Source organism: Acidithiobacillus sp. IBUN Pt1247-S3 (assembly GCF_041146875.1).
In the GTDB taxonomy this organism is placed as follows: domain Bacteria; phylum Pseudomonadota; class Gammaproteobacteria; order Acidithiobacillales; family Acidithiobacillaceae; genus Igneacidithiobacillus.
Genome location: NZ_JBFRXP010000001.1, coordinates 74,127 through 97,053, shown reverse-complemented (window position 1 = coordinate 97,053; position 22,927 = coordinate 74,127). Strand labels below are relative to the sequence as shown.

General features: G+C 55.8%; 25 protein-coding genes and 1 tRNA gene. 16 read left to right on the top strand and 10 right to left on the bottom strand.

Annotation, left to right across the window (positions count from 1 at the left end; translation table 11 throughout):
* The 8 genes from AB4090_RS00505 to AB4090_RS00470 form a co-directional block, all read left to right on the top strand.
* On the top strand, positions 1-652 hold a 652-nt coding region (locus tag AB4090_RS00505), incomplete at its 5' end, for a hypothetical protein (protein ID WP_369571894.1).
* A 36-nt stretch (positions 653-688) separates the two neighbouring features.
* Positions 689-949: a DUF4160 domain-containing protein gene (locus AB4090_RS00500; RefSeq protein WP_369571893.1), complete on the top strand. Its 261-nt coding sequence runs from the start codon at positions 689-691 to the stop codon at positions 947-949.
* Positions 950-952: 3 nt separating this feature from the next.
* A complete protein-coding gene (locus AB4090_RS00495) occupies positions 953-1,237 on the top strand; it encodes a DUF2442 domain-containing protein (protein ID WP_369571892.1) in 285 nt (94 codons plus the stop codon).
* Between the two features lie 66 nt (positions 1,238-1,303).
* Positions 1,304-4,999: a glycosyltransferase gene (locus AB4090_RS00490; RefSeq protein WP_369571891.1), complete on the top strand. Its 3,696-nt coding sequence runs from the start codon at positions 1,304-1,306 to the stop codon at positions 4,997-4,999.
* 23 nt (positions 5,000-5,022) lie between these two features.
* Complete coding sequence (gene gmd / locus AB4090_RS00485) at positions 5,023-6,057, top strand: GDP-mannose 4,6-dehydratase (protein WP_369571890.1); 1,035 nt, start codon at positions 5,023-5,025, stop codon at positions 6,055-6,057.
* Entirely contained in the window at positions 6,057-6,956 is a 900-nt protein-coding gene (locus tag AB4090_RS00480; RefSeq protein ID WP_369571889.1) for a GDP-mannose 4,6-dehydratase, read from the top strand. Before gmd ends, AB4090_RS00480 begins: the two co-directional genes overlap by 1 nt.
* Positions 6,926-8,152 carry a glycosyltransferase family 4 protein gene (locus AB4090_RS00475; RefSeq protein WP_369571888.1) on the top strand — a complete coding sequence of 409 codons (1,227 nt, stop codon included), beginning with the start codon at positions 6,926-6,928 and terminating at the stop codon, positions 8,150-8,152. Before AB4090_RS00480 ends, AB4090_RS00475 begins: the two co-directional genes overlap by 31 nt.
* 8 nt (positions 8,153-8,160) lie before the next feature.
* On the top strand, positions 8,161-10,248 hold the full coding sequence (locus AB4090_RS00470) for a glycosyltransferase (RefSeq protein ID WP_369571887.1): 2,088 nt from the start codon (positions 8,161-8,163) through the stop codon (positions 10,246-10,248).
* A 14-nt stretch (positions 10,249-10,262) separates the two neighbouring features.
* On the opposite strand, the gene AB4090_RS00465 is transcribed toward AB4090_RS00470, so the two are convergent.
* The 8 genes from AB4090_RS00465 to AB4090_RS00430 all read right to left on the bottom strand — a co-directional run bounded on the left by AB4090_RS00465 (position 10,263) and on the right by AB4090_RS00430 (position 17,605).
* Positions 10,263-11,171, bottom strand: a complete 909-nt coding sequence (locus tag AB4090_RS00465; protein ID WP_369571886.1) for a glycosyltransferase family 2 protein — start codon at positions 11,169-11,171, stop codon at positions 10,263-10,265.
* On the bottom strand, positions 11,168-12,226 hold the full coding sequence (locus AB4090_RS00460) for a class I SAM-dependent methyltransferase (RefSeq protein ID WP_369571885.1): 1,059 nt from the start codon (positions 12,224-12,226) through the stop codon (positions 11,168-11,170). Before AB4090_RS00460 ends, AB4090_RS00465 begins: the two co-directional genes overlap by 4 nt.
* A complete protein-coding gene (locus AB4090_RS00455) occupies positions 12,223-13,758 on the bottom strand; it encodes a flippase (RefSeq protein ID WP_369571884.1) in 1,536 nt (511 codons plus the stop codon). The genes AB4090_RS00460 and AB4090_RS00455 overlap by 4 nt, the downstream gene beginning before the upstream one ends.
* Positions 13,759-13,771: 13 nt before the next feature.
* A complete protein-coding gene (locus AB4090_RS00450; RefSeq protein WP_369571883.1) occupies positions 13,772-14,077 on the bottom strand; it encodes a hypothetical protein in 306 nt (101 codons plus the stop codon).
* A 151-nt stretch (positions 14,078-14,228) separates the two neighbouring features.
* The gene (locus AB4090_RS00445) at positions 14,229-15,539 is read right to left on the bottom strand and encodes an ISNCY family transposase (protein ID WP_369571882.1); all 1,311 of its coding nucleotides are present in this window, start codon (positions 15,537-15,539) and stop codon (positions 14,229-14,231) included.
* Positions 15,540-15,836: 297 nt separating this feature from the next.
* A complete protein-coding gene (locus AB4090_RS00440; RefSeq protein WP_369571881.1) occupies positions 15,837-16,238 on the bottom strand; it encodes a type II toxin-antitoxin system VapC family toxin in 402 nt (133 codons plus the stop codon).
* A complete protein-coding gene (locus tag AB4090_RS00435; protein ID WP_369571880.1) occupies positions 16,235-16,486 on the bottom strand; it encodes an AbrB/MazE/SpoVT family DNA-binding domain-containing protein in 252 nt (83 codons plus the stop codon). The genes AB4090_RS00440 and AB4090_RS00435 overlap by 4 nt, the downstream gene beginning before the upstream one ends.
* Before the next feature lie 222 nt (positions 16,487-16,708).
* Positions 16,709-17,605 carry an Rpn family recombination-promoting nuclease/putative transposase gene (locus AB4090_RS00430; RefSeq protein WP_369571879.1) on the bottom strand — a complete coding sequence of 299 codons (897 nt, stop codon included), beginning with the start codon at positions 17,603-17,605 and terminating at the stop codon, positions 16,709-16,711.
* 363 nt (positions 17,606-17,968) lie between these two features.
* Here AB4090_RS00430 and AB4090_RS00425 point away from each other — a divergent pair, with 363 nt between their 5' ends.
* The 8 genes from AB4090_RS00425 to wbaP all read left to right on the top strand — a co-directional run bounded on the left by AB4090_RS00425 (position 17,969) and on the right by wbaP (position 21,989).
* Positions 17,969-18,205 (top strand): antitoxin, encoded by a 237-nt coding sequence (locus AB4090_RS00425; RefSeq protein WP_369571878.1) that lies wholly within the window; start codon positions 17,969-17,971, stop codon positions 18,203-18,205.
* Positions 18,205-18,597 (top strand): type II toxin-antitoxin system VapC family toxin, encoded by a 393-nt coding sequence (locus tag AB4090_RS00420; RefSeq protein WP_369571877.1) that lies wholly within the window; start codon positions 18,205-18,207, stop codon positions 18,595-18,597. Before AB4090_RS00425 ends, AB4090_RS00420 begins: the two co-directional genes overlap by 1 nt.
* Before the next feature lie 154 nt (positions 18,598-18,751).
* Positions 18,752-18,982, top strand: a complete 231-nt coding sequence (gene vapB / locus AB4090_RS00415) for a type II toxin-antitoxin system VapB family antitoxin (RefSeq protein ID WP_369571876.1) — start codon at positions 18,752-18,754, stop codon at positions 18,980-18,982.
* Entirely contained in the window at positions 18,979-19,383 is a 405-nt protein-coding gene (vapC, locus tag AB4090_RS00410; protein WP_369571875.1) for a tRNA(fMet)-specific endonuclease VapC, read from the top strand. Before vapB ends, vapC begins: the two co-directional genes overlap by 4 nt.
* A gap of 167 nt (positions 19,384-19,550) precedes the next feature.
* Positions 19,551-19,799 (top strand): type II toxin-antitoxin system Phd/YefM family antitoxin, encoded by a 249-nt coding sequence (locus AB4090_RS00405; protein ID WP_369571874.1) that lies wholly within the window; start codon positions 19,551-19,553, stop codon positions 19,797-19,799.
* The gene (locus tag AB4090_RS00400; protein WP_369572160.1) at positions 19,796-20,182 is read left to right on the top strand and encodes a type II toxin-antitoxin system VapC family toxin; all 387 of its coding nucleotides are present in this window, start codon (positions 19,796-19,798) and stop codon (positions 20,180-20,182) included. Before AB4090_RS00405 ends, AB4090_RS00400 begins: the two co-directional genes overlap by 4 nt.
* A gap of 2 nt (positions 20,183-20,184) precedes the next feature.
* The gene (locus tag AB4090_RS00395) at positions 20,185-20,406 is read left to right on the top strand and encodes a type II toxin-antitoxin system RelE/ParE family toxin (protein WP_369572159.1); all 222 of its coding nucleotides are present in this window, start codon (positions 20,185-20,187) and stop codon (positions 20,404-20,406) included.
* A 122-nt stretch (positions 20,407-20,528) separates the two neighbouring features.
* Positions 20,529-21,989, top strand: a complete 1,461-nt coding sequence (gene wbaP, locus AB4090_RS00390) for an undecaprenyl-phosphate galactose phosphotransferase WbaP (RefSeq protein ID WP_369571873.1) — start codon at positions 20,529-20,531, stop codon at positions 21,987-21,989.
* Between the two features lie 53 nt (positions 21,990-22,042).
* Here wbaP and AB4090_RS00385 read toward each other — a convergent pair.
* Together AB4090_RS00385 and AB4090_RS00380 are read right to left on the bottom strand one after the other, a co-directional pair.
* A tRNA-Arg gene (locus tag AB4090_RS00385) sits at positions 22,043-22,119 on the bottom strand.
* A 37-nt stretch (positions 22,120-22,156) separates the two neighbouring features.
* Positions 22,157-22,924, bottom strand: a complete 768-nt coding sequence (locus AB4090_RS00380; protein ID WP_369571872.1) for a pseudouridine synthase — start codon at positions 22,922-22,924, stop codon at positions 22,157-22,159.
* Positions 22,925-22,927: the final 3 nt, after the last annotated feature.

Here is a 22,927-nt window from a genome sequence, read left to right as displayed (position 1 = left end):
CCAAGCCAATGAACGCGCTAGCCTCGCCGAAGCACAAGCTACTCAAGCCAACGAACGCGCTAGCCTCGCCGAAGCACAAGCTACTCAAGCCAATGAACGCGCTAGCCTCGCCGAAGCACAAGCTACTCAAGCCAACGAACGCGCTAGCCTCGCCGAAGCACAAGCTACTCAAGCCAATGAACGCGCCAGCCTCGCCGAAGCACAAGCTACTCAAGCCAATGAACGCGCCAGCCACGTAGGTCAATTGTATGAAGCTGTGGTGAACAGCCGCTCGTGGAAAATAACAAAACCATTAAGACTTGCACGAAGATTTACCCAATGGTTCGTTCGCGGTAGTATCGCGTGGATTACTTTTGCACCCGGCAGTAGACCACGCCGGGTAGCGCGCTCATTTTTGGTAAAAGCAATTGATAAGGTTCGCTCAAACTCTGCTCTCAAACCAAGAGCAGTTAGAATTTTGAATCACTTTCCAAAGTTGAAACAACGTCTCCGAAACACTACCTTTCCGCAATCCTACCTTAGCAGCACTCAACAAGCAACGCCACCAAATCCACCGCATAGTGAAGCTATGGCTTCGCTATCCCCCCGCGCGCGCCAGATTTACGCCGATCTAAAGTCGGCGCTGGCGAGACGGCAGCAGGAGAAGACTTGATGCGCAGCGGCTTTCCAATATGCCTCGAAGATAGACATGCCTGAAATTTGCCGCTTCCTGGGTATCATCATTGCCATGTACTACAATGAGCACAACCCGCCGCATTTCCATGCGCGGTACGGCGACGCCCAAGTAGAAATTGCCATTGAAACACTGTCTGTATTGGCCGGGAAACTGCCACCCCGTGCCATGGGCCTAGTCATGGAATGGGCCAGTCGTCATCAAGACGAGTTGATGGTCGACTGGAACCTGGCGCGCCAGCAGGCCGAACTGAAGTGTATCGAACCCTTGGAGTAAACCATGTTTCTGATTGACATTACCGCTGTGCGCCCTTTGCAAAACCGAGCGCTTGAGTTGACCTTTGCCGATGGCCTGAAAGGGATTGTCAACCTGAATCAGATCGTCCGGCAATACACTGGAGTGTTCGCACCGCTGCTGGATGATGATTTTTTTCGACAAGTCAGCCTCAATCGGGAATTGGGAACAATCGTCTGGCCCAATGGCGCTGATATTTGCCCGGATGTGCTGTATTCCTACGCGTCCGGAAAGCCGGTCATGATCAATGGTCAGCGGGTGCTCAACTGAGATGGGCGGCCACAGCGTGATGCTCCAGCCCGTTGCACCACTGCTGGCCCCACTGGAGTAAATGTAATGCGCATCGTTATCGACATGCAGGGCGTGCAGGCCGAAAATCGCCTTCGCGGCATCGGGCGTTTTACGATGGCTCTCGCCCAAGCGGTCGTGCGCAATCGGGGCGAGCACGAAGTCATCGTTGCCTTGAGCGGCATGTTCCCCGACACCATCGAACCCATCCGCGCCGCGTTCGATGGCTTGCTATCGCGAGACAATATTCGTGTTTGGATCGCTCCCGGACCATTGGCAAGTGTTGACTCATCCAATGGCTGGCGCCGACAGACTGCAGAATTGCTGAGGGAGGCCTTTTTAGCAAGCCTGCGGCCAGATATCATTCTTGTGACGAGCTTGTTTGAAGGTTTTTGGGATGATGCAGTTACCAGTATTGGGCTGCTAACCGGCAATATCCCGGTCGCTGTAATCTTGTACGACCTCATACCCTACATCCACCGCAAGCCGTATCTGGAAAACCCGGAGGTCGAGTCTTGGTATCTAAAAAAGATCGAATTTCTCCGGAAAGCCGATCTTCTATTGGCCATATCCGAATCAACGCGGCAGGAAGGTGTCAGCCAACTAGATTTCACGGCTGCTCGAGTGGTCAATATAGCCTCTGATGTCGATACGTGTTTCCGGAAGCTTGATGTTTCTGCGGATGCTGAAAGCTTGCTGCGAGAAAAATATGGGCTGCCGCGCCCGTTCGTGATGTACACCGGCGGAATTGACCATCGCAAGAACATTGAAGGTCTGATACGAGCCTATGCAAGGTTGCCCCAGCAATTGCGTGAGGCGCACCAGTTGACCATCGTCTGCTCGGTGCAACCCGGAGATAGGCAACGTCTGGCGCAGCTCGCAACAAATCAGGGGCTGGCTGAAGGCGCGGTCGTCTTTACTGGCTTTGTCCCCGAAGAGGACTTGATTGCCCTCTACAACCTTTGTGCGCTTTTTGTATTTCCTTCTTGGCACGAAGGCTTTGGCTTGCCAGCCTTGGAGGCTATGCGTTGCGGTGCGCCGGTGATTGCGGCCAACACATCCAGCCTGCCCGAGGTTGTCGGCCTGCAGGAAGCCTTGTTCGACCCGCATTGCGATGCGGCGATTGCAGAGGCCATGCAACGCGGCCTGATCGATAACGCTTTCCGTAGCCGTCTTGTCGAGCATGGGAAAACTCAGGCAACGAAATTTTCCTGGGACGAAACTGCTCGCCGCGCTATTCAGGCCATGGAACGGGGCGTCGCAGAATATAGAAACAAGCCTGTACCCACGGCGTCGAGCAGGCTCAAAATGGCTTATGTGTCGCCGTTGCCGCCTGAACGTTCCGGTATTGCCAGTTACAGCGCCGAATTGTTGCCCAAGTTGGCACGCCACTACGATATCGAGGTCATCGTCGCCCAAGACGAGGTGGCCGATCCTTGGATTAAAGCCAACTGCCCGACTCGATCTGTAGATTGGTTCATAGAGAACGCCGATCATTACGATCGCGTCTTGTATCATTTTGGCAACTCGGCATTTCACCGGCATATGTTTGGAATGCTTAAGGATATTCCGGGCGTTGTCGTACTGCACGATTTTTATCTGGCCGGCGTGCTTCACTATATGGAAGCACTTGGCTATGAGCCCGGAATCTTCACGCATGAGCTTTTTAACTCTCACGGCTACACTGCCCTCCGTGATCGGTGTTGCAGTGATGATATTAGCGATATCATCTGGAAGTATCCTTGCAATTTATGCGTCATTCAACGCAGCCTGGGAATCATTGCACATTCGGCAAACACACTGCGCTTGGCAAAGCAATGGTATGGCTTGGGTGGAGAGGACTGGTCTGTTATCCCCCACATGCGTGCCCAAGAAAAGAGATGGGAGAAATCATGCGCGCGAAAAACTCTGGGTCTGAAAGAGGGGGTTTTTGTTGTTTGCTCCTTTGGCATGTTGGGGCCGACAAAACTGAATCATCGCCTCCTGCAAGCTTGGCTTGATTCAAGTTTGTCGCAGTCCGGTCAGTGTCATTTGGTGTTTGTAGGCGAGAATCATCCCGGTGAATATGGTCAACATTTAGCAAAAATTTCTGGTAGAAACCGGAATATCCAAATTACTGGATGGGCCGACGAAGACTTATATTTCCAATACCTGGCGGCGGCAGATATCGGCGTGCAATTGCGCACGCTATCGCGTGGCGAGACATCAGGTACAGTTCTTGACTGCATGAATTACGGACTTGCGACTATTGTAAACGCCAATGGCAGCATGGCGGATTTAGATAGCGAGACTGTATGGATGCTGCCGGATGAATTTCGCGATGACGAACTCGCTACCGCCCTGGAAACGCTGTGGCGTGATACAGCGAGACGACAGCAGTTGGGTGAGAACGCCCGACAAGTTATTATCAGCCGCCACAACCCGTCCCGCTGTGCCGACCAATACAGGGTAGCGATTGAGCAGTGCTATGCCAGTGAAAACAACCCGCTTCCCGCGCTCAACGAGGCCATCGCCCGTATCCCTGGTGTTACTCCGAAGCAAGTCGAATGGTTTGGCTTGGCCAGCGCAATGGCGTCTAGTTTTCCAGCCGCAAATGCCCAACGGCAATTGCTGGTGGATATCTCCGAACTCGTGCAGCGTGATGCCAAAAGCGGCATTCAGCGTGTGGTCCGCAGCATCCTCAAGGAATGGCTGGCGAATCCACCGGAAGGCTATCGCGTTGAGCCAGTCTATGCCACAGTCGATCATGGTTATCGCTATGCGCGATGCTTTACGGCGGCTTTTATGGATTGCCTGCTGGATGGTTTGAGCGACGAGCCCATCGACTTTGCGCCGGGCGATGTGTTCTTTGGGCTGGATTTGCAACCGCAGGTGCAGGTAGCTCAGCGTGGCTTTTATCGTGATCTGCGCAACATGGGGGTGCGCACCGTATTTGCCGTGTATGACCTTTTATGTGTCCGGATGCCGGAATTCTTCGTTCCACACGCCGACGAAGGGTTTGCTCGCTGGCTGGAGGTCGTTGCTGAAGGTGATGGCGCGGTGTGCATATCTTCAGCGATTGCCGATGAGTTGGCTGAGTGGGTAACTCAACACGCTTCCCAGCGCCAGCGCCCTTTCAAAATAGATTGGTTCCACTTGGGGGCAGATGTAGCTAGTTCCGCCCCCCCCACCAAAGGATTGCCGGCGGAGGCAGAAAGCGTTTTCGGCCAGTTTCGCGCGCGCCCCGGCTTTCTCGTGGTCGGCACGCTGGAACCGCGCAAAGGCCATGCCCAAGTCCTCGATGCCTTCGAACAGCTCTGGCAGGCCGACACCGACGCCAATCTGATCATCGTTGGCAAACAGGGCTGGCAGGTGGAAGCACTGGCCGAACGACTGCGCAGCCATCCCGAACGCAACAAACGCCTCTTCTGGCTCGAAGGCATCAGTGACGAATATTTAGAAAAAGTCTACGCCGCCAGCACCTGCCTGATCGCCGCCTCCTACGGCGAAGGCTTCGGCCTGCCGCTGATCGAAGCGGCGCAGCACAAGCTGCCGATCATCGCGCGGGATATCCCGGTCTTCCGCGAGGTGGCGGGTGAACATGCTTTCTACTTCAATGCCGAATCACCAGACGCCCTCGCCGAAGCAGTCAACTCGTGGCTTAGGCTATTTAACTCAAACCAACACCCGAAATCAGATGAGATGCCCTGGCTAACATGGGAGCAGAGTGCGAGGCAACTACTTGCAGCCATCGGCGTACCTTGAATCCAACTTTAACTGGAGAAAAAATGATCACAGCCATTATCACCGGCATCACCGGCCAAGACGGTGCCTACCTGACCAAGCTCTTGCTGGACAAGGGCTATAAAGTCTGGGGCACCTTTCGGCGCACCGCTTCGGTCAACTTTTGGCGCCTAGAAGAGTTGGGCGTGGCGCAGCACCCCAATCTACATCTGGTGGAGTTTGACCTGACCGATGTGGGCTCGGGTATTCGCCTGCTGGAGCGTAGTCAGGCCACGGAGCTGTATAACCTGGCTGCCCAGAGCTTTGTGGGGGTGAGCTTTGACCAGCCGCGCACCACCGGCGAGATCACCGGCATTGGTGCCCTCAACCTGTTGGAGGCCATCCGCATCGTCAATCCCAAAATCCGCTTCTACCAGGCCAGCACCTCGGAGATGTTCGGCAAGGTCCAGGCCGTGCCCCAGGACGAGCGCACGCCTTTTTACCCCCGCAGCCCCTACGGCGTGGCCAAGCTCTACGCCCACTGGATGACCATCAACTACCGCGAAAGCTACGACATCTTTGCCAGCAGCGGCATCCTCTTCAACCACGAAAGCCCCCTGCGCGGGCTGGAGTTCGTCACCCGAAAAATCACCGATGGCTTTGCCAAGATCCAGCTCGGCAAGCTCGATGTGCTGGAACTGGGCAACCTGGATGCCAAACGCGACTGGGGCTATGCCGACGAATACGTAGAGGGCATGTGGCGCATGCTGCAGGCCGAGGCGCCCGACACCTTTGTGCTCGCCACGGGCCGTACCGAAACCGTCCGCGATTTTGTGAGCATGGCGGCCAAGGCGGCGGGGATGACCCTAGAGTGGTGTGGTCAGGGCGAAAACGAGGAGGGCATCGACACCAATACGGGTAAGGCCCTGGTGCGGGTGAACCCACGCTTTTACCGCCCCGCCGAGGTGGAGTTGCTGATTGGTGACGCCAGCAAGGCCAAAACCCAGTTGGGCTGGGCACCCAAGACCAGCTTGGAAGACCTGTGCGCCATGATGGTGGAGGCGGACCTGCGCCGTAACCAAACTGGATTCTCGTTTTAATGAGTCAGCCCGTTGCATTGGTCACCGGCGCAAGCGGATTTACTGGTCGCTATCTTGTACCGGCTCTTCGCAGCAGAGGCTACGTTGTAGTCGGTCTTGGTGAAGGCGCATCTTCTGCGGATCGGGATCTGGTGTGTAATCTAACGGATACTGTCGCAGTCCGTGAGGCAGTTCGTCATGCACAGCCGACGCATGTAGTGCACCTTGCCGCCCTGGCTTTTGTAGGCCATGGCGATGGGCGCGCATTTTACGACGTGAACCTGTTCGGCACGCTGAATTTGCTTGATGCGCTCGCCGCGTTGCCAGAGCCCCCAAATAAAATCTTGATTGCCAGTTCTGCTAATATCTATGGCTCACCAGGTATAGAGGTGATCGATGAGTCAGTTTGTCCCGCGCCGGTCAACCACTATGCTTGTAGCAAGCTCGCGATGGAGCACATGGCGCGCACTTGGTTTGAGCGATTGCCCATCGTGATGACCCGTCCGTTCAATTACACCGGTGTGGGCCAGGATGAGAAGTTTCTGATCCCGAAGATTGTGAGCCACTTCGCGCGCCGCGCCGCGAAGATCGAGTTGGGGAATTTGGATGTCAGTCGCGATTTTTTGGATGTGCGCGACGTGGTGGAGGCTTATATCACATTGCTGGAATCTGATATGCGGTCGGAGATCTACAATGTCTGCTCTGGAAAGGCGGCTGCGCTACGCTCCGTACTAGACATGATGATCAGGCTCACTGGTCACCCCATGGAGGTGGAAGTCAATCCTGCGTTTGTACGGGCAAACGAAATCCCAGTGCTGCGTGGATCGCATCGCAAATTGTCCGAGGCTACGGGCTTTGCTCCGCGTTATGCACTGGAAGACACTCTGAAATGGATGCTACAGGCAGGGACTTCTGCTTGAAGGTTTTGTTCAATCTACAGTCCCTATCCCCTCCCCGCACGGGCATTGGGTTGTACACACAGCATTTGATCGAAGCCTTAGCTGCCACAGGAGAGATAGACACTCTGGCGGGATTTCTGGGCGGGCGCATACTCGAAGGTGAGGCATTCGCTACTCTCCTCAGAACAGAACCTTCAGCTGGCGCAACAAGCTCACGGAAAGGTACCAGCAAGTTGCGCGCGATAAAATCCATGGTGCGCAGAATTCCAGGTGCCTATCCCGTTCGCCAGGCTTTGCTGGAATGGCAGAACCAAAGGCATATTGCCAAGTTAGCGAAAACAGGGCTCATCTATCACGAGCCCAACTACATACCGGTACGCTATGATGGCCCTTTGGTGATTACGGCGCATGACTTATCGCAGGTACGCCACCCTGAGTTTCATCCACCGCAGCGTGCAGCATTTTTGAACAAACACCTCGGCCCCGCACTGCATAGAGCTGACCAGGTAATAACAGATTCCGTTTTTTCTGCCAATGAGATCATGGATGTATACCAAATATCTGCGGAGAAAATTACCGTCACCCATTTAGGTGCTGCAAACATTTTTCGCCCGAGAACCGCGCTGGAAACGGATAAAACGCTTCAAGACCTTGGACTTCGGTATCGCGGATTTGTACTATTTGTCGCCACCCTGGAACCACGCAAAAACATTCTCAGGCTTATTGACGCGCACAGCGCGCTATCTGCGAGCTTGCGGAAGGAATACCCGCTGGTTCTTACTGGCGCTGCAGGTTGGCAGGATTCCGATATTTTGCACAAGGTAAAAGCGGCGGAAGAACGAGGGGAAACCATCCGCACGGGTTATTTACCAATTGAACAACTCGCAGATCTTTTCTCTGCAGCGGCAGTTTTTTGTTACCCCTCGTTATATGAAGGGTTTGGGTTACCCGTGCTGGAAGGTTTCGCCAGCGGTACGCCCGTTTTGACTTCCAATATCACCTCCATGCCAGAAATTTCTGCAAAAGCGGCTATTGAAATTGATCCTTATTCTGTGGAAGCGATTACGCATGGCCTGCAGACGCTCTTGGAAGATCACGCCCTTGCCGATAAACACAGGCAGGCCGGGCTACTCAGATCACAAGACTTTAGCTGGCGTAACTGCGCGGAAAAGACATTGGAGGTCTATAAACGGCTTTCACCATCGGCACGAGGATAGCCAGTAGCTTGAGCAAGCACAAGCCAAAATTGTTCATAGTCGTGGTCAGCGACCGCTTCTTCCTAACGCACTTCCTGGATCGTGCGCTACACGCACAGCGGTCGGGCTACGAGGTCATCGTTGTGGCGCCGGATACTGGGTTCGCGGAGCGCATTCGGGAACATCATTTTTCTTTTTTGTCGATCGACCTCGACCGCCACAACATCAACCCGCTACCCGAACTGCGCACTATCGTGCAGTTAATCAAGCTCTATCGCAAACTTGCGCCGGACGTGGCTTGGCAAATTGGTATCAAGCCGATTGTGCTGGGTACTTTGGCAGTACGCATTGGCGCGCCACGTACCGCCATTGTGAATGCCCCGGTGGGTTTGGGCTACGTTTTCGCGGGCGCGGATGGAAAGGCCCGCACGCTCCGCCCGCTCATTAAAATTGCTTTACGCCGTTTGCTCAACCCCTCCCGCAGTCGTGTGATTTTTGAGAATGCGGAAGACCTAGCCGAGCTGGAGCAGATGGGCGCGGTGCGGCGGGAGGACAGTGTGGTCATCCCCGGCGCTGGGGTAAACCTGCGCCAGTTTCGGCCGCGACCACAGCTTGATTCCGCCAGCCCGGTGGTTTTGCTCGCGGCTCGCCTAATTGAGGAAAAAGGCGTCCGTGTCTTTGCGGATGCCGCGCAACACCTGAAAACCCGGCGACCGAACGTGCGCTTTGTGTTGGCGGGTGGCGTAGACATCGCGCACTCTGCGCCCATTCCGGAAAGCCAGTTACAGCAGTGGGTTAAAGACGGCATCATTGAGTGGCTGGGTGACTGCCACAACATGAGCGAGGTTTTGAGTGCCTGTACCCTATTCTGTCTACCCACCTGGCATCGCGAGGGCCTACCCAAGGTTTTGCTGGAAGCCATGGCCTGCGAACGCCCGGTTATCACCACCGACGTGGTTGGCTGCCGCGAGCTCATCCAACACGGTCGTAACGGTCTGCTTATTCCTCCCAAAGACGCTTGGGCGTTGGCCGATGCCATTGAGACGCTATTGGATGACACCGACCTGCGTGAGCGCCTGGCGCGGCAGGGGTATCACGATGTGCGTGAGCGATACTCCAGCAGCGTTATCGCACGAATGACGGTGCGCGTTTTTGACGCCTTAGTACGGGGGAAAACGATCCCGGATTCCATGCACGCTGGTGCGGGCGCCGCTGTGCTGCCCGCTTCCGCCGCGCAAAGATCTGACCAATCGGGCGCGCCACCCCTGAAGGTGTTGTGCGTGATCCCGAGCCTGAACGCCTGTGCCGATTTGCAACGCCTGCTCCACAGTCTGGAGGAGCAAGATTATCCCCACGATACCTTGGTGGTCGATTCCAGCTCCTCGGATGGCACGGTTCAAATGCTTGCGCAGTACCCTTCCGTGAAGAAGGAGTTTATTGCTAGGGCAGAGTTTGGGCACGGCAAAACAAGACAACATTCATTAGCCACAAACCCAGGCTATGCGGTGTACGTCTATCTTACCCAGGACGCCTATTTTTGCGGCCCCGCCGCTTTGCGCACGTTGCTCACGCTACTGCAAAATCCTCGCGTGGGCGCAGCCTGCGGTCGGCAAATACCCCACCTGAATGCTACGCCTTCCGCTGCCTTTTCCCGTGCCTTTAATTATCCGCCCGTTGCGCAGATCCGTTGCCTTGCCGACCAAGTCCGTTTTGGCATTAAAACGCCATTCTTATCCAACTCGTGCACGGCGTACCGCGCAACTGCATTGGCGGCGGTGGGTGGTTTTCCGCAGGATGTTGTCGTCAGTGAAGATTTGTATGTTGGCGCCAAAATGCTGCAAGCAGGCTGGTGTTTGGCGCAAGGAGCCACCGCCATTGTCTATCATTCCCATAATCATACATTGCGCCAAGATATGCAGCGTTATTTTCTGATCGGCAAGTTTCACGGGCAGCAGCCTTGGATAGCAAAAGCATTTGGCGGAACCGGCGGGGAGGGGCTTCGTTATTTCCGGTGCGAGCTACGCCATCTAGGGCTGCGTCGTGCTTATCTGTGGCCAGCAGTGATTATGCGGAATATCGTGAAGTATGTGGCTTTTCAAGTGGGGAAGATTTCCTAAAAATCTTTATCGCTTCAATTTTCCCGCAATTTCCCGCCAATCCCGCGAAGACCATGCACCACGCCTTTCATCATATAACGAAGAATCGCTAGCCTCTCCGGTGACATGATACACATAAAGATAGCCATTTTAATCATCCTTTGCGTCTCCATGATTTTCCATTTCTTACTGATATTTTCTTGCTTCATAACCAAGATGGCGTTACGAAAAATATAGTAATACCGAAATGGCTTATGGAATGGAATATTGCGCCAACGCCCGAACCAAACTCTTTTCCTAAACTCTCCCAGAGAATGATTTATACATGGACTTTGAAGACTGTAAGACTGGAATCCTGCATGACTTGCCCTCAAAACCCATTCCGTATCTACGTGGTCTATAAACAATTCTTCCCGCATTGGGCCAACCTGATTATAGACCTCCAATGATAGAAACGAACCCGAGGTAATAACAAAATCAACTGGGACAAGCCTGCCCAAAACCAACGGATCATGAACCGGACGAGTTCGAAAGTACGTAAATTTTAAATTATCGGATATTTCTCCATTGCTTATGTCCCGATATCGCGAACCTACTACGGAAGGGTTATAACCCATATGGATGAGTTCCAAGTATGCAGATAACAGCGATTTAACTAGGTTTGTTTCGAGCACGCTGTCCTGATCAAGCGTGATAACATAATCGGCACCCAAACTAATAGCATAATCAAAACCTATGTTCAGGGCAGCCGCGATCCCTAAGTTTTCATCAAGCGCAACAAACACAACACTCTCATACCCCTTTACGATTTGGCCAACAAGACCTGAATTAGAGGCATTATCCACCACTACAATACCATCAACCTGCGAGCAAATACTGGTTAAAAGCCTCTCAAAATAACGCATTTGTGGATTAAAAGTCACGATAACAGCGAAAATCGTCACAGCTTTTCTCGCCTAGATATAACCATCAGCTGTTCGCCAACTATCGGCTTTATCTTCGCCAAAAAATCTTCAATCATAGATCTAAAATGAAAAATAATTGGAAGGTCACTACCAACCTCTTCAAAAGGATCCAGACCAATATTTATACGAAAACTTGCTTCATATACACCCCTAGAGGGCGTCACAGAGTAAATACTATGGATAGCACCGAACCCTGCCAGCCTTAGAATATCATGAAGCGAATTGATATTAAAAATCACCAGATGTCTTGGTGGGTCCAAATTTAGCCAATGCCTTCCAAAGATACAATGACCGATACTATTTATATTGGGTGTCGCTATCCATATCTTCCCTCCCGGCTTCAATAGCCGATAAACCTCCTTCAATGCATCTAGTGGAGAATGCACATGCTCTATCACATGATTTAACGTTATATAGTCAAAGGATTCTGATGGAAGGCCGGTATCTGGAAAACCGCCCACCGACACATTTGCGCCGGTGCGCCTTGCTACCTCGACTGCCTTTTCATCCAGATCAATTCCCCATGCTTCCCACCCAAGTTGTATGGCGGTCTTTAAAAAATGTCCATTGCCACAACCAATATTCAAAACCCTTTTTGACTCGTTATGGCTAGGTAAGTGCCGCACAGATTCGTCAATTCTCCTCCGTTGCGGAAGCATTGGTATCAGCCAGGCCCCGAGCTTATTGCTAGGCTCCAGGGAAGCTTTATAACAGCTGTTCAAATAACCATTACGCAGACTTCTTTTTAGGCGCCGCAATCCGCCATGGGGGACCAGATCTTCTGATTCTTCGTGCGTAAAATACGATTGATAGGCTAAGCCAATCGACGCTGGAGTCGGTCGCGGATTCAAATAAGCTGAGCCACAGCCCTTACATTGGTATAGTGTCCATTTTCCGGGTGCAGAGAAAAATACCCGATCCGTCACGCCTTCATACAGTAGCTTGGATTCATTGCGTCCACAAACAGGACATTGGTCCAAATACTCCAGTTCGTCTTCTGGCCAGTCCCCTAAATCATTCTCCAGATCCGTCATGCTTTTTTACACTCTTTTGATAAATAATTTTTTACTCGATGTTCGAAGTTGCCAACAACATCTGTCAACTCTCGTGGCGCTATCCGGTAGCACCATAGCCCAACAGCCACTACAAGAACGAACGTAAGAACAGCATATGGTATACCCAAGCTCATGGGTAGGTACCAAACCGACACGAATGAAGCCAAGAGTAGCAACGATCCAAAAAGCATGTCCCGTAAAATGTCCATCCCACGAGCAAACCAAAAAAGCAGCAGCGCATCCGCCAAGACACGGATCACCCACGCCCAGGCAGCACCCACCACACCAAACTGTACGATCAACACCCACAGCAAGAGAACGAACGGCACCAACTCCAGCACATGAAGCTTTGCGGGTATATCTGGTCGGCCCGACGCTTGCAAATATGAGAATGGTACAAAGGCCAAGGAATTGACCCAAATCCCCAGCAACAAGATTTGCCCCACCGGGGCGGCGTGGCTGGCAAGCGGTTGGCCTATCCAAAGAAGCAAAAAAGGCTTGATCAGAAACTCCGCCATCGCGATCACCGGGGTAAGAATGGCGGCGATGGTCAAGGTAGCTTGGCGCAGTAATTGTTTGGCAGACGCCTGTTCCACCATGGCAAAGCGGGGAAACAACGCGGTTTGTAGACTTGCAGGAAGCACTGAAAAGTACAGGACCAGATTGTAGGGTACGGTGTACGACGTAACCGCAATCACCCCGAGCTTTGCAGCAATCAGGAAGCGATCGAATACCGTTAGCAACGGACCCACCACGCCCGTTACGGTAATCCAGCCACCGTACCCCAACAGCGGTTTGATGAGCTTGCCAGAAACGCTGGGCCGCAGCGTTAAGGGTACCGATCGGTAGCACCCGTAGAAAAGCACTATTGCACTCAAGAAACGTCCTGCAATGGCTGCCGGAATGAGATAGGCGAGAGAGACCTTGCCACTATAGGCCACCACCAGTGGAAAAATCTGGTAGCCCAGGGTTCCTGCCATTTGTCCCACATTGAGGGCAAGGAAGGCTTGCCGCCCTTCTAGGGCACCGGCCAACAAGGAGATGACAATAATGAGTGGCAGCGCTAAAAGCAGCCACGGCATGGCCTGTTCTACCTCCAGGCGCAACATGGGCGGCGCAGAAAAGACGCTGGCAAAGAGCCAATCCCCCATGAGGTACAACAGTAGCCCCCCCATGAGCCCCGTCGCGACACTGATGAGCAGACCGGTCCAGAATACCTGCTGCCTTTCGGCGGGCTGGGCGTTATACAAAGTCGCCATGCGGTTGGCAACGGCACGGCCGAAGCCCAAATCGAATACGGCAAAATACCCCAGAAGCAGCCAAACGATGGCCAACACGCCGTAGCGTGCCTCTCCAATGCGGTGCAGATAAAGCGGTACAGTGACCAAGAGGAGTCCCGCAGGTAGCAACGCCCCGGCGACATTGATCAAGGTGGAGCGGGCGATGCTCGGGCCGTGTTGCGGGCTTTCGGCGGCATGGGAGGGCTGGGATGAAGGAGCGGGGTCGTTCACTGCCGGGATGCCTTCATGCGCCCGCAGATGCGAGGAGTAAAGCCATCCAGAATGGACGGTGCCTACGCGCTAGCCTGCAGGGCCAAGTGTGATTGGGCGGGGGGCGCAGGGCCTTCCACCCTGCAACCGAAATGCCAGGGCCTCCACGTCCCCGACCAAAAGGCTGTCCAAGGTCCGCCCCCAGGCTGGATGATGCCTGGGCATGGGCCGGTGCCGGCCGGGGATGGGTGTGTAGTTCGCCGGCAATGATCTCACCCACGACGTTTTCGGGTAGATCAAGCAGGTCTTCGTAGGTGGCGTAGCGATGGGCGGCGGTCATGGCGCACTCCTGATCGTATCGTGGCTTTCGGCCTCCAGGACGGACGATAGCCGAGCCAGGGGAAGGTGGTCAATGGCGTGTATGCGTCCCTGTCAACGCCAAACAGAAATGTCCCCTTTTGTGCCAAGCAGGAATGTCCCCTTTGAGCAGATCAGGTAGGGCCGGAAGCGGTGGGTATCGGGGTAGTAGGCTGGGCGTAGCGTCGCCAAGGGTGGTCAGGAGCGGGCTTCCAGATGCTGCGCTGAGCCTGTTCCTGCTGGGCTTGTTCTACCCGCAGGTGCAGGCTCTTTTCGTCTTCCAGGGGGATGGGTGGCTCGCCTTCAGCTAGGAGACGATAGGCTAGTGGCTGCCCTTGATGGAGGAGAGTAACGGTGCCATCGGCGGCCTCGCAGACGGTAACCAGGGCGCCCCGCAGGCGGTAGCCCTTGCCGTATCCCAGGAGCTGGTATTCGCGGTTTTTGAACTGGAAGGTCAAGTTCTTGGAGAGCTTGCGGGTCTGCTGCACGCTGAGGTTCAAGGCGAGATCTTCGGTGCTGTGTAGCAGCGGTCGGTGGGCATCCTGGGGTTGCTGGGGAGGAGTAGCAAAGCGGGCGTTGTAGTCAGCGATGAACTCGGGCAGAAAGGCGTTGGCCGTGTCGCTGTCGGAGATCCCGCGCAGGCGCAATTCCTTAACCAAGCGGTCTTGCAGAGTCTGGTTGGCACGCTCGACCCGGCCCTTGGCTTGGGGTGTGTTTGCATGGATAGCCTGAATATCCAGGGTTTGCAGGGCGCGGGTGAACTGGGTAGGCGTCCCCTCCTGATCGGGGCGGTTGACCCGGAAGACGCTGTGCTTGTCCGAGTACAGGGCAACGGGGCGACCATAGGTACTCAAGTACCCCTTCAAGGTCTCCAGGTAGGCGTGCGTGCTCTCCGCCGGGACGAAGTGCAGGGCCATGAGGCGGCTCGTGGCATCGTCGATGAACACCAGCAGGGTACAGCGTGGGCCCCGATCCTCAAACCAGTCATGGGGAGAGCCATCGATTTGGATCAGCTCCCCGAAGCAGGGCCGGCGCGGGCGCCGTTGATGGATGGCCGCCCGTTTGCGTCCCTTGGGCACCCACAAGGCCTCGGCCACCATCCACTGGCGCAGTGTCTCCACCGAAAGGCGGACACCGTGCTGCTCGACCAGCTTCTCCCGCGCCAGGGTGGGCCCAAAGTCCGCATAGCGGCGGCGCACCAGATCCATGACCGCCGCACGGGTTGCCTCAGGAATCGCATTGTTAGGCTGCCGTCCCCGTTGCCGGGAAACCAGCCCGGCAGCCCCTTCGGCGCGGTAGCGCGCTACCAGCCGTTTCACCTGCCGCACACTGAGGCCCAGGCGCTCCGCTACTTCCCGCTGCCGCAGCTGCTTGCTCAGCAGCGATTGCAGCAACGCCACGCGATCTATCTCTTGATGACTCATTGTTATGCACCCCTTGCCCATCCGCTCCCCCTCCGCCAGTCGAAGGGGACATTCTAGAATGGGACAAAGGGGACATTACTGCTTGGGGCTAACATGGCGTGTATGCGTCCACCACCTTTGGCACTCGATTTGGATGTCTCTACCTATACTAGGTTGTTTCCGTGTATGACTTTGAAGCAGGATCGCCATAGGTGACGAGTATACCAGAGGGGGTGTGCATCGGGGCCAAAGAGGTTTGCGGCGACCTGGCGGGTGAGGCGATCTGCCCAGCGCTGCCCCCCATTGATGTAGCGTGAGGGAGTCTGAGTTTGACACCGCTTACTCGCCCAAAAGGCGCGTTGCGTGTCCCTGAGTGGTGAGCAGTGCAACCGCTTTTTTGTCGAAAGAAACGAAGGTTTCCCCGCCAAGCCAGTGGCCCTCATAGGCAATGACACCGTCGGCAAAATCGCCGCCTGCGTCGAGTACCACCAATCCCGCTTCTACGGCGGGCCGGTTCACCTCCACGTTGGCGGTGGCTATGAGAGCTCGGATCGCAGCAGCCACATCGGCGCGTGGAATACCATATACCCGCAGCAACACCCAAACCAATTCGCATAGGCACGGCAACGCCACGGCGATGACTTCGGCGTCGGTCAAGACGCTGACAGCAAGGCTCGCTTGCACGGGATCGTCGCGGACGACTGCGCGCACCAAGACATTGGTATCTACCGTTACCTTCATTGCTTGCCTGCCCATCCTTGGGCAGCCGCCTCGTTGATTTCCGCAATCGTGGCAACCTTCTGCGTTTTGTTTGCGAGTAGACCGACAAAACCAGCTATCGTCCCAGAGGCGCGCGCCGCCTTGATAACACCCCGACCATCTGGAAGTAGCTCCAGGTCAATTTTGTCGCCTGGCCGGATGCCCATATGTTGCAGTACGTCCTTCCGGAAAGTGACTTGTCCCCGTGCAGTAATCGTCAATATGGCCATAGCGTTATGCCCTCGCAATGCGTGTAGATGGATGTTTTTTATGGTAATGTAAAACAACCTTACCCGCAAGGTCATCCATCCCTATCTCACCTGGGCCCAGAGCACAGAGCAGGTGCTTTTGGTGGTGCTTCAAGAGCAGTGGTACCAAGTGTGGCCTGGGGAGACTGACGGCGGCGCTGTGGCCGGAGATGGCCAAGGGGTAAGAAACCAGGCGCGGCGCCGTTAGCCCTGCGGCCCGAAGAGGTCTTCCAGGCGCTGGGCATCCAGAATCTGGTCCAGCCAGTGGGTCAGGTCCTCGGCGCCGGCTTCCTGCACCTGCGCCTCTACCCGAGAAGGGACATGCTGAAAGCGGCGGTTTAACAGCCGCAGCAGGGTGGCGCGCTCGGCTTGTAACTGGCCTTCGAGGACGCCGCTTCGATGTCCCTGCGCGATACCCCGTTCCATCCCCCGTTCCATCCCCCGTTCCATCCCCAGTTCATAGGAGGGCAGTTCGGTGATTTTGACGTTGCTCAACATGGCTTCGGCCTCCTTGACGGTTTCTTGCAGATCACGGTTTTTGGACAAAAGTTCCAAGGCGGTGAAACAGTTACGGAATCGGACGCTGTCTTCGCCGGTCAGGGCCACCAGACGCTGGACGATGTGCTGAACCAACTCCTGGGCCGGGCGGCCTTTGAAATCACAGAGCACCGCCAAGACCACCGCTTCCGGAGTATCCTCCCGCAGCAGGGATTCGCAGTCAACCTGATGCATATCAACGATTTTGTAGTGATACCGGAGGTCGAATTGGGTGAGGCTATCGGCCATGGTGCAGCGTCTCTTGCCGATGTAGACGACTACCTGGCGGATGTCCTGTTCATCGTAAAAGAGCAGGTCCGACCGGTAACGCAACATGCGCCAGAGCATTTTCGGGTCGTTCGCGTTCTGGATCTCGATGTGGAGGATGAAACTCCCGTCTGGGCCTTGCATCCGCGCCACCAGGTCGGAACGGCGCTCTTCCATCCGCTGGTGGTTGCTTTCCAGAATCTCCGCCTGGTCTACGGGCCAGTGCAGCAGGATGCGGGCAATGTCCACCGCCACCCGTTTGAGCAGGTCTTTGGAGACTACATCGTTGTCAGTCACTGTTTCGCTCCCTCATTTTTGTGTGGGAGGGAGTATAGCCGCGATGCCTTGGGGGTTGAATCACCACCGGCATCCGCGCAAATACCCCACTTGACCCGGGCCTACTAACGGTCTAGGTGTTCGCCTAAGAAGAGTTCCGGTTCCTGTAACTTTGCCTGGTCTGCGCCTGATTCCAGATCCAGATATAGTGATGGCATCTCTACTGCCAGTGCCAGGGTGGTTTTGCTCACCTGCCGAGGGCCAAGCAGGAACAAACCCAGCGCAGCACCTGGACCCGCTTACGGCGACATGGGGAAGAGATCCGCATTGCCTTTTCCCTGCATGATAACTACCATTGGTAGTTGTCACTGAGAGGAGGCTCCTATGGATACCGCTCGCCTTTTTCAGTCAGGGCGCAGCCAGGCAGTACGCCTGCCCAAACCCTACCGATTTTCTGGAGAGGAAGTCATCGTCCGTCACTTCGGTGCGGGTGTCCTGCTGCTGCCCATGGACCGTTCCTGGGATATGCTTGAGGCTGGGCTCGCCGAATTTGAGCCAGGATTTGTCTTGGAACGTGCACAGCCTGATTACCAGGTTAGAGCCAATCTTACAGGCGACTGATGCGGCTGCTGGATACGAACATCTGCATCTATGTCATCAATGTCCGACCACCCCACGTTTTAGCCCGGTTTCGGGAGCACACTCCGGGGACGCTGGCCATTTCCACCATTACGGCTTGTGAATTGGCCTTTGGGGTAAGCAAAAGCGCCTCCGCTCGGAATCAGCGGGCACTGGAGATGTTCTTGACCCCCTTGGAGGTTTTGCCCTTCGACGTCTCAGTGATGTGGCACTATGCACGGCTACGCACAGAGCTGGAGCGCCTGGGCCGCCCGATTGGGGCACTGGATACGATGATTGCCGCCCATGCCTTGGCCCTGGATGCAACATTGGTGACCAACAACACCCAGGAATTCTCGCGAGTGCCTAACTTGCAGATCGAAAACTGGGTGTGACGAGAACTGCGAGCCAAACAGCCCCACCCGCGCTTCCGGCCCGAAGTTGGCGGCGGTGCTTCGGCGGGTGATGGCGATCACTTGGCGGGGGTGTGGGGTAGACAGGGAATGCAACGATGGATATCCTTTTGCCATATACGATTTGGGGGCCTTCATGGAACAAGCGACAGTTTTTCAGATCAACCGCAGCCAAGCGGTACGCCTGCCCAAGGCCATAGCGTTCCCGGCAGACGTGAAGCGCGTGGATGTGCTGGCTATTGGCCGTATGCGGATACTGATGCCAGCCGGTGAGTCTTGGGACAGTTGGTTTGACGGGGCCGGTGTCAGCGACGACTTCATGGAGATCCGGGAGCAAGCGGCCGAACAAGTACGAGATAGCTGGTGATCAACTATCTGCTCGACACCAACATCTGCATCTTTACCATCAAAAACAAGCCAACGGAGATTCGTGAGCAGTTCCGGCGGCATCATGGACAGATGGCTATCAGTACCGTGACCTGGATGGAGCTGGTCTACGGTGCGGAAAAATCCCAGGCACCAGAGCGTAATCTCGCAGAAATTGAGGGTTTTGCGGCCCGACTGGAACTGTTGGATTACGGCAGCGAGGCGGCCAAACATACGGGGCAGATACGGGCGGAATTGGCTAGGCTCGGTACCCCCATCGGTCCCTACGACCAGATGATTGCCGGCCATGCCCGCAGCCTGGGGCTGGTTGTGGTGACCAACAATTTGCGGGAGTTCGCGCGGGTTCCTGGATTACGTGTTCTGGATTGGCTGGAAGTGTGATTGGGCTGGGGCATCCTCCTGCAGCAGAGATTCGCAGTCAGGCTGAGGGGGCTAACAGAGGGGGCTAACAGAGGGGGCTAACAGAGGGGGCTAACAGAGGGGGCTAACGGCTTGCGTCCTAAACTTAGCCAGACTAGACTAGCTCAAATCGTTTCAGGAAATGCGCCATGCCATTCGTCAATATGTTGCAAGCCAAATCTTCGCTATCGCGCTTGGTGGAAGCCATTGAACAAGGCCGGGAGCGTGAGATTATCATCGCCCGCAATGGTCGCCCGGCTGCCAAGCTTGTCCCCCTGGATGCCGTTTCGGTGGGGCCGCGTGTCGGGATTGCCAAGGGCCTCTTTGTGGTGCCTGACAGCATCGACGCGCACAACGAGGAAGTAGCCCGGTTGTTCCTGGGGGGAGCAGAAGCCTGAATCTCCTGCTCGATACCCACGTTGCCCTGTGGGCGATTACCGACAGCCCAAAACTGCCGCCGAAGGCCAGGGAACTGATCCAGTCCACAAAGACGACCGTCTGGATCAGTGCAGCCAGTGTGTGGGAAATGGCTATCAAATACGCGCTGCGTCGGGGAGATATGCCGGTGTCCGGCCATGACGCGGAGCGCTACTTCCGTGCCTCGGGCTATCTTTTTCTGGCGGTCTCGGTCGAGCACACCATGGCAGTCGAGGAGTTGGCTCCGCATCACCAAGACCCTTTCGACCGCATTCTGGTGGCTCAGGCGCTAGTCGAACCCATGCGGCTGATGACCCACGATCCAATCGTGGCGCTCTACAGCGACTCTATCCTCAAAATTTAACGCTGGATAAGACCGTCGCCAAACGCATCACGGCTTTTTTGCGAGAGCGCGTCGCCCTTTTAGACGATCCGCGCAGCATTGGCGAAGCGCTCAAAGGCTCCAAGCTGGGAGACTTCTGGAAGTACCGCGTAGTTGATTGGCAAATCATCGTCAGCATTGAGGATAAAGCCTTGCGTATTCTGGTCGTGCGTATGGGTAACCGCCGAGAGGTGTACCGAAAATAGAAGGACACCGATCGGTTAGCGGTTACGCCAAAAAAGCCGCCGGTCCGATCCGGAAATCGCGCGGGGGCGCGCTTCATGCTACCGTAGCGCAGCAATGGACGGCGATGACCTGCGATAACCCCATGCAAACAAGGAAAACCACCATCGGCTGGCAACGCTGGGTGCCCTACTCCCTGATGTTGGGGGATGCCGTGGCATTTTTTGCGGCCTTTTATTTTAGCCGCCTCTCCCACGCCGTGTACTATGGCCGCAACCCCTTCACTGTGCTCGCTACTTGGTGGGGCAGTGCGGCAGAAATCAACCTGCTGCTGTTTTTGCTGCTGGCGGCCATTGCCATCACCGTTTTTCTGGTGAAGGGGCACTACGCCCGTAGAAAGGTGTTTTGGGACGAGTTTGGCGACATTTTGGGGGTTTTCACCTTGCTATTGGCGGTAAACGCGGGCATTGCCTTTAGCGGTAAGTGGCCCTTGTCGCGGCTTTGGCTGTTTTCCACTTGGCTGCTGGCGCTGCTGCTGGTACCGCTGTTCCGCCGTGGGCTGCGGGCGGTGCTGATACATCTGGGGCTGTGGAGTCGGCCGGTGGCACTGATCGGGGCTGGTGACAATGCGCGCGAGGCCCTACGTGCCCTGCACAGTGATCGTGCGTTGGGGCTACAGGTGCGCTGGATTTTACTGCCGGACAGCGAACCGATGGCAGAGCACCTGTCCTTTGCCGACGGAGTGCCGGTGCAGAGCCTGGGTGCCGATCCTTTGGCCGGTCTGGCGGGCCTTGGCAACCCGCAAGTGGTGCTGGCCCTGGATCAGGAGCAGTGGTATGCCAACGAGCGGCTCTTGCGCACGCTGAGCCTGCATTATCCCAATCTTGCCATTGCCCCGCCCCTGCGGGGATTGCCACTGTTTGGGCTGGAGCTGATGCATTTTTTTAGCCATGAAGTGCTGATGCTGCGGGTGCGCGATAACCTGGGACGGCCCGGACCCCGCCTCATCAAACGGCTTTTTGACTTGCTCACCGCTTCGCTCTTGCTGCTGGTATTAGCTCCGGTTTTTCTGCTACTGGCTTGGCGGATTCGTGCCGAGGATGCCGGCCCGGTCTTCTTTATACAGGAGCGCGAGGGGCGCTTTGGGCGGCCTTTTCCCTGCCTCAAGTTTCGCAGCATGGTGCACGATGCCGAAGCGCGCCTTGCCAAATACCTGCACGAAAATCCGGCGATAGCCGCCGAATATCAACGGAATTACAAACTGCGCAATGATCCCCGCGTCACCAGGATCGGGCGCTATTTGCGGCGCACGAGCTTGGATGAGCTTCCGCAGTTATTCAATGTATTACGTGGGGAGATGAGCCTAGTTGGGCCGCGCCCGTTGCTCGCGCGCGAAGTGCAACGCTATGGTGATACCCTTGGCTTGTACCAAAAAGTACGCCCTGGCATTACTGGCCTCTGGCAGGTAAGCGGTCGTTCGGAAACCACTTTTCATGAGCGTGCCAACCTCGACGCCTGGTATGTCAAAAACTGGTCCCTGTGGTACGACATCGTCATCTTGCTGCGCACGGTAAAGGTGGTGTTTGGACGGGATGGGGCGTATTGAGGCGTGACAATAAAAAAGGCACCTAGCTTTTTCTGCTAAGTACCTGTTTATTATGGTGCGCTCGGAGAGAGTCGAACTCCCGACCTACTGGTTCGTAGCCAGTTGCTCTATCCAGCTGAGCTACGAGCGCTGCGATGGGCGAAGAATACTCATCCTGCCGAGGGGAGTCAATCCTCGTTTTCGGAATCACTTGCGTGCAACGCGCCCATCTCTCGCAAGGAAAGCTCACGCCATTCCCCAGGCCGCAGAGCGCCGAGCTCGAGTGGACCGATGGCAACACGAATCAGCCGTAATACCGCGCAGCCCTGGCTGGCCAGTAAACGACGAATCTGACGGTTGCGCCCCTCAGTCAGCGTAAATTCCAGCCACTGGGTCTTGCCGCCACAGCGGATTTCCGTAATTTTCATGGGCCGAGCCGGTATGCCATCAATCACCGGGCCTGCTGCAAGCGTGGCAACCTGCTCTGCGCCCAGAGGTGGACGGATTTGCACGTGATAGCGCTTGGGTACATGGCTATCTGGATCGAGTAAGGTCTGCGCCCAAGCCGGATCATTGGACAACAAGAGGAGGCCACTGCTGGCCTGATCCAGGCGACCAATGGGCGCCAGCCATTGATCCTGCGGCAAAAGCTCGTAGATGGTCTGACGCCCCTGGTCGTCGCTACGCGTCACCAGACAAGCGCGCGGCTTGTGGAGCACGATGACGCGGCGTTCATTGGAGGTAACGAGGTGCCTATCGATGGCAATGGCGGCCTGATCCAGCGGGAAGCCCTGCTCGGGATCCGTAATGATCTTGCCGGCCACTGTCACCCTGCCCGCGCGAACCCATTGTGCCGCCACGGTGCGCGAACACAGTCCGCGTTTGGACAGGATCCGTGCCAAGCCAAAGCGGCGCGCTGGCGCTGGCTGCGGCCCTCGGCTATGCTTTTGGGACATTCC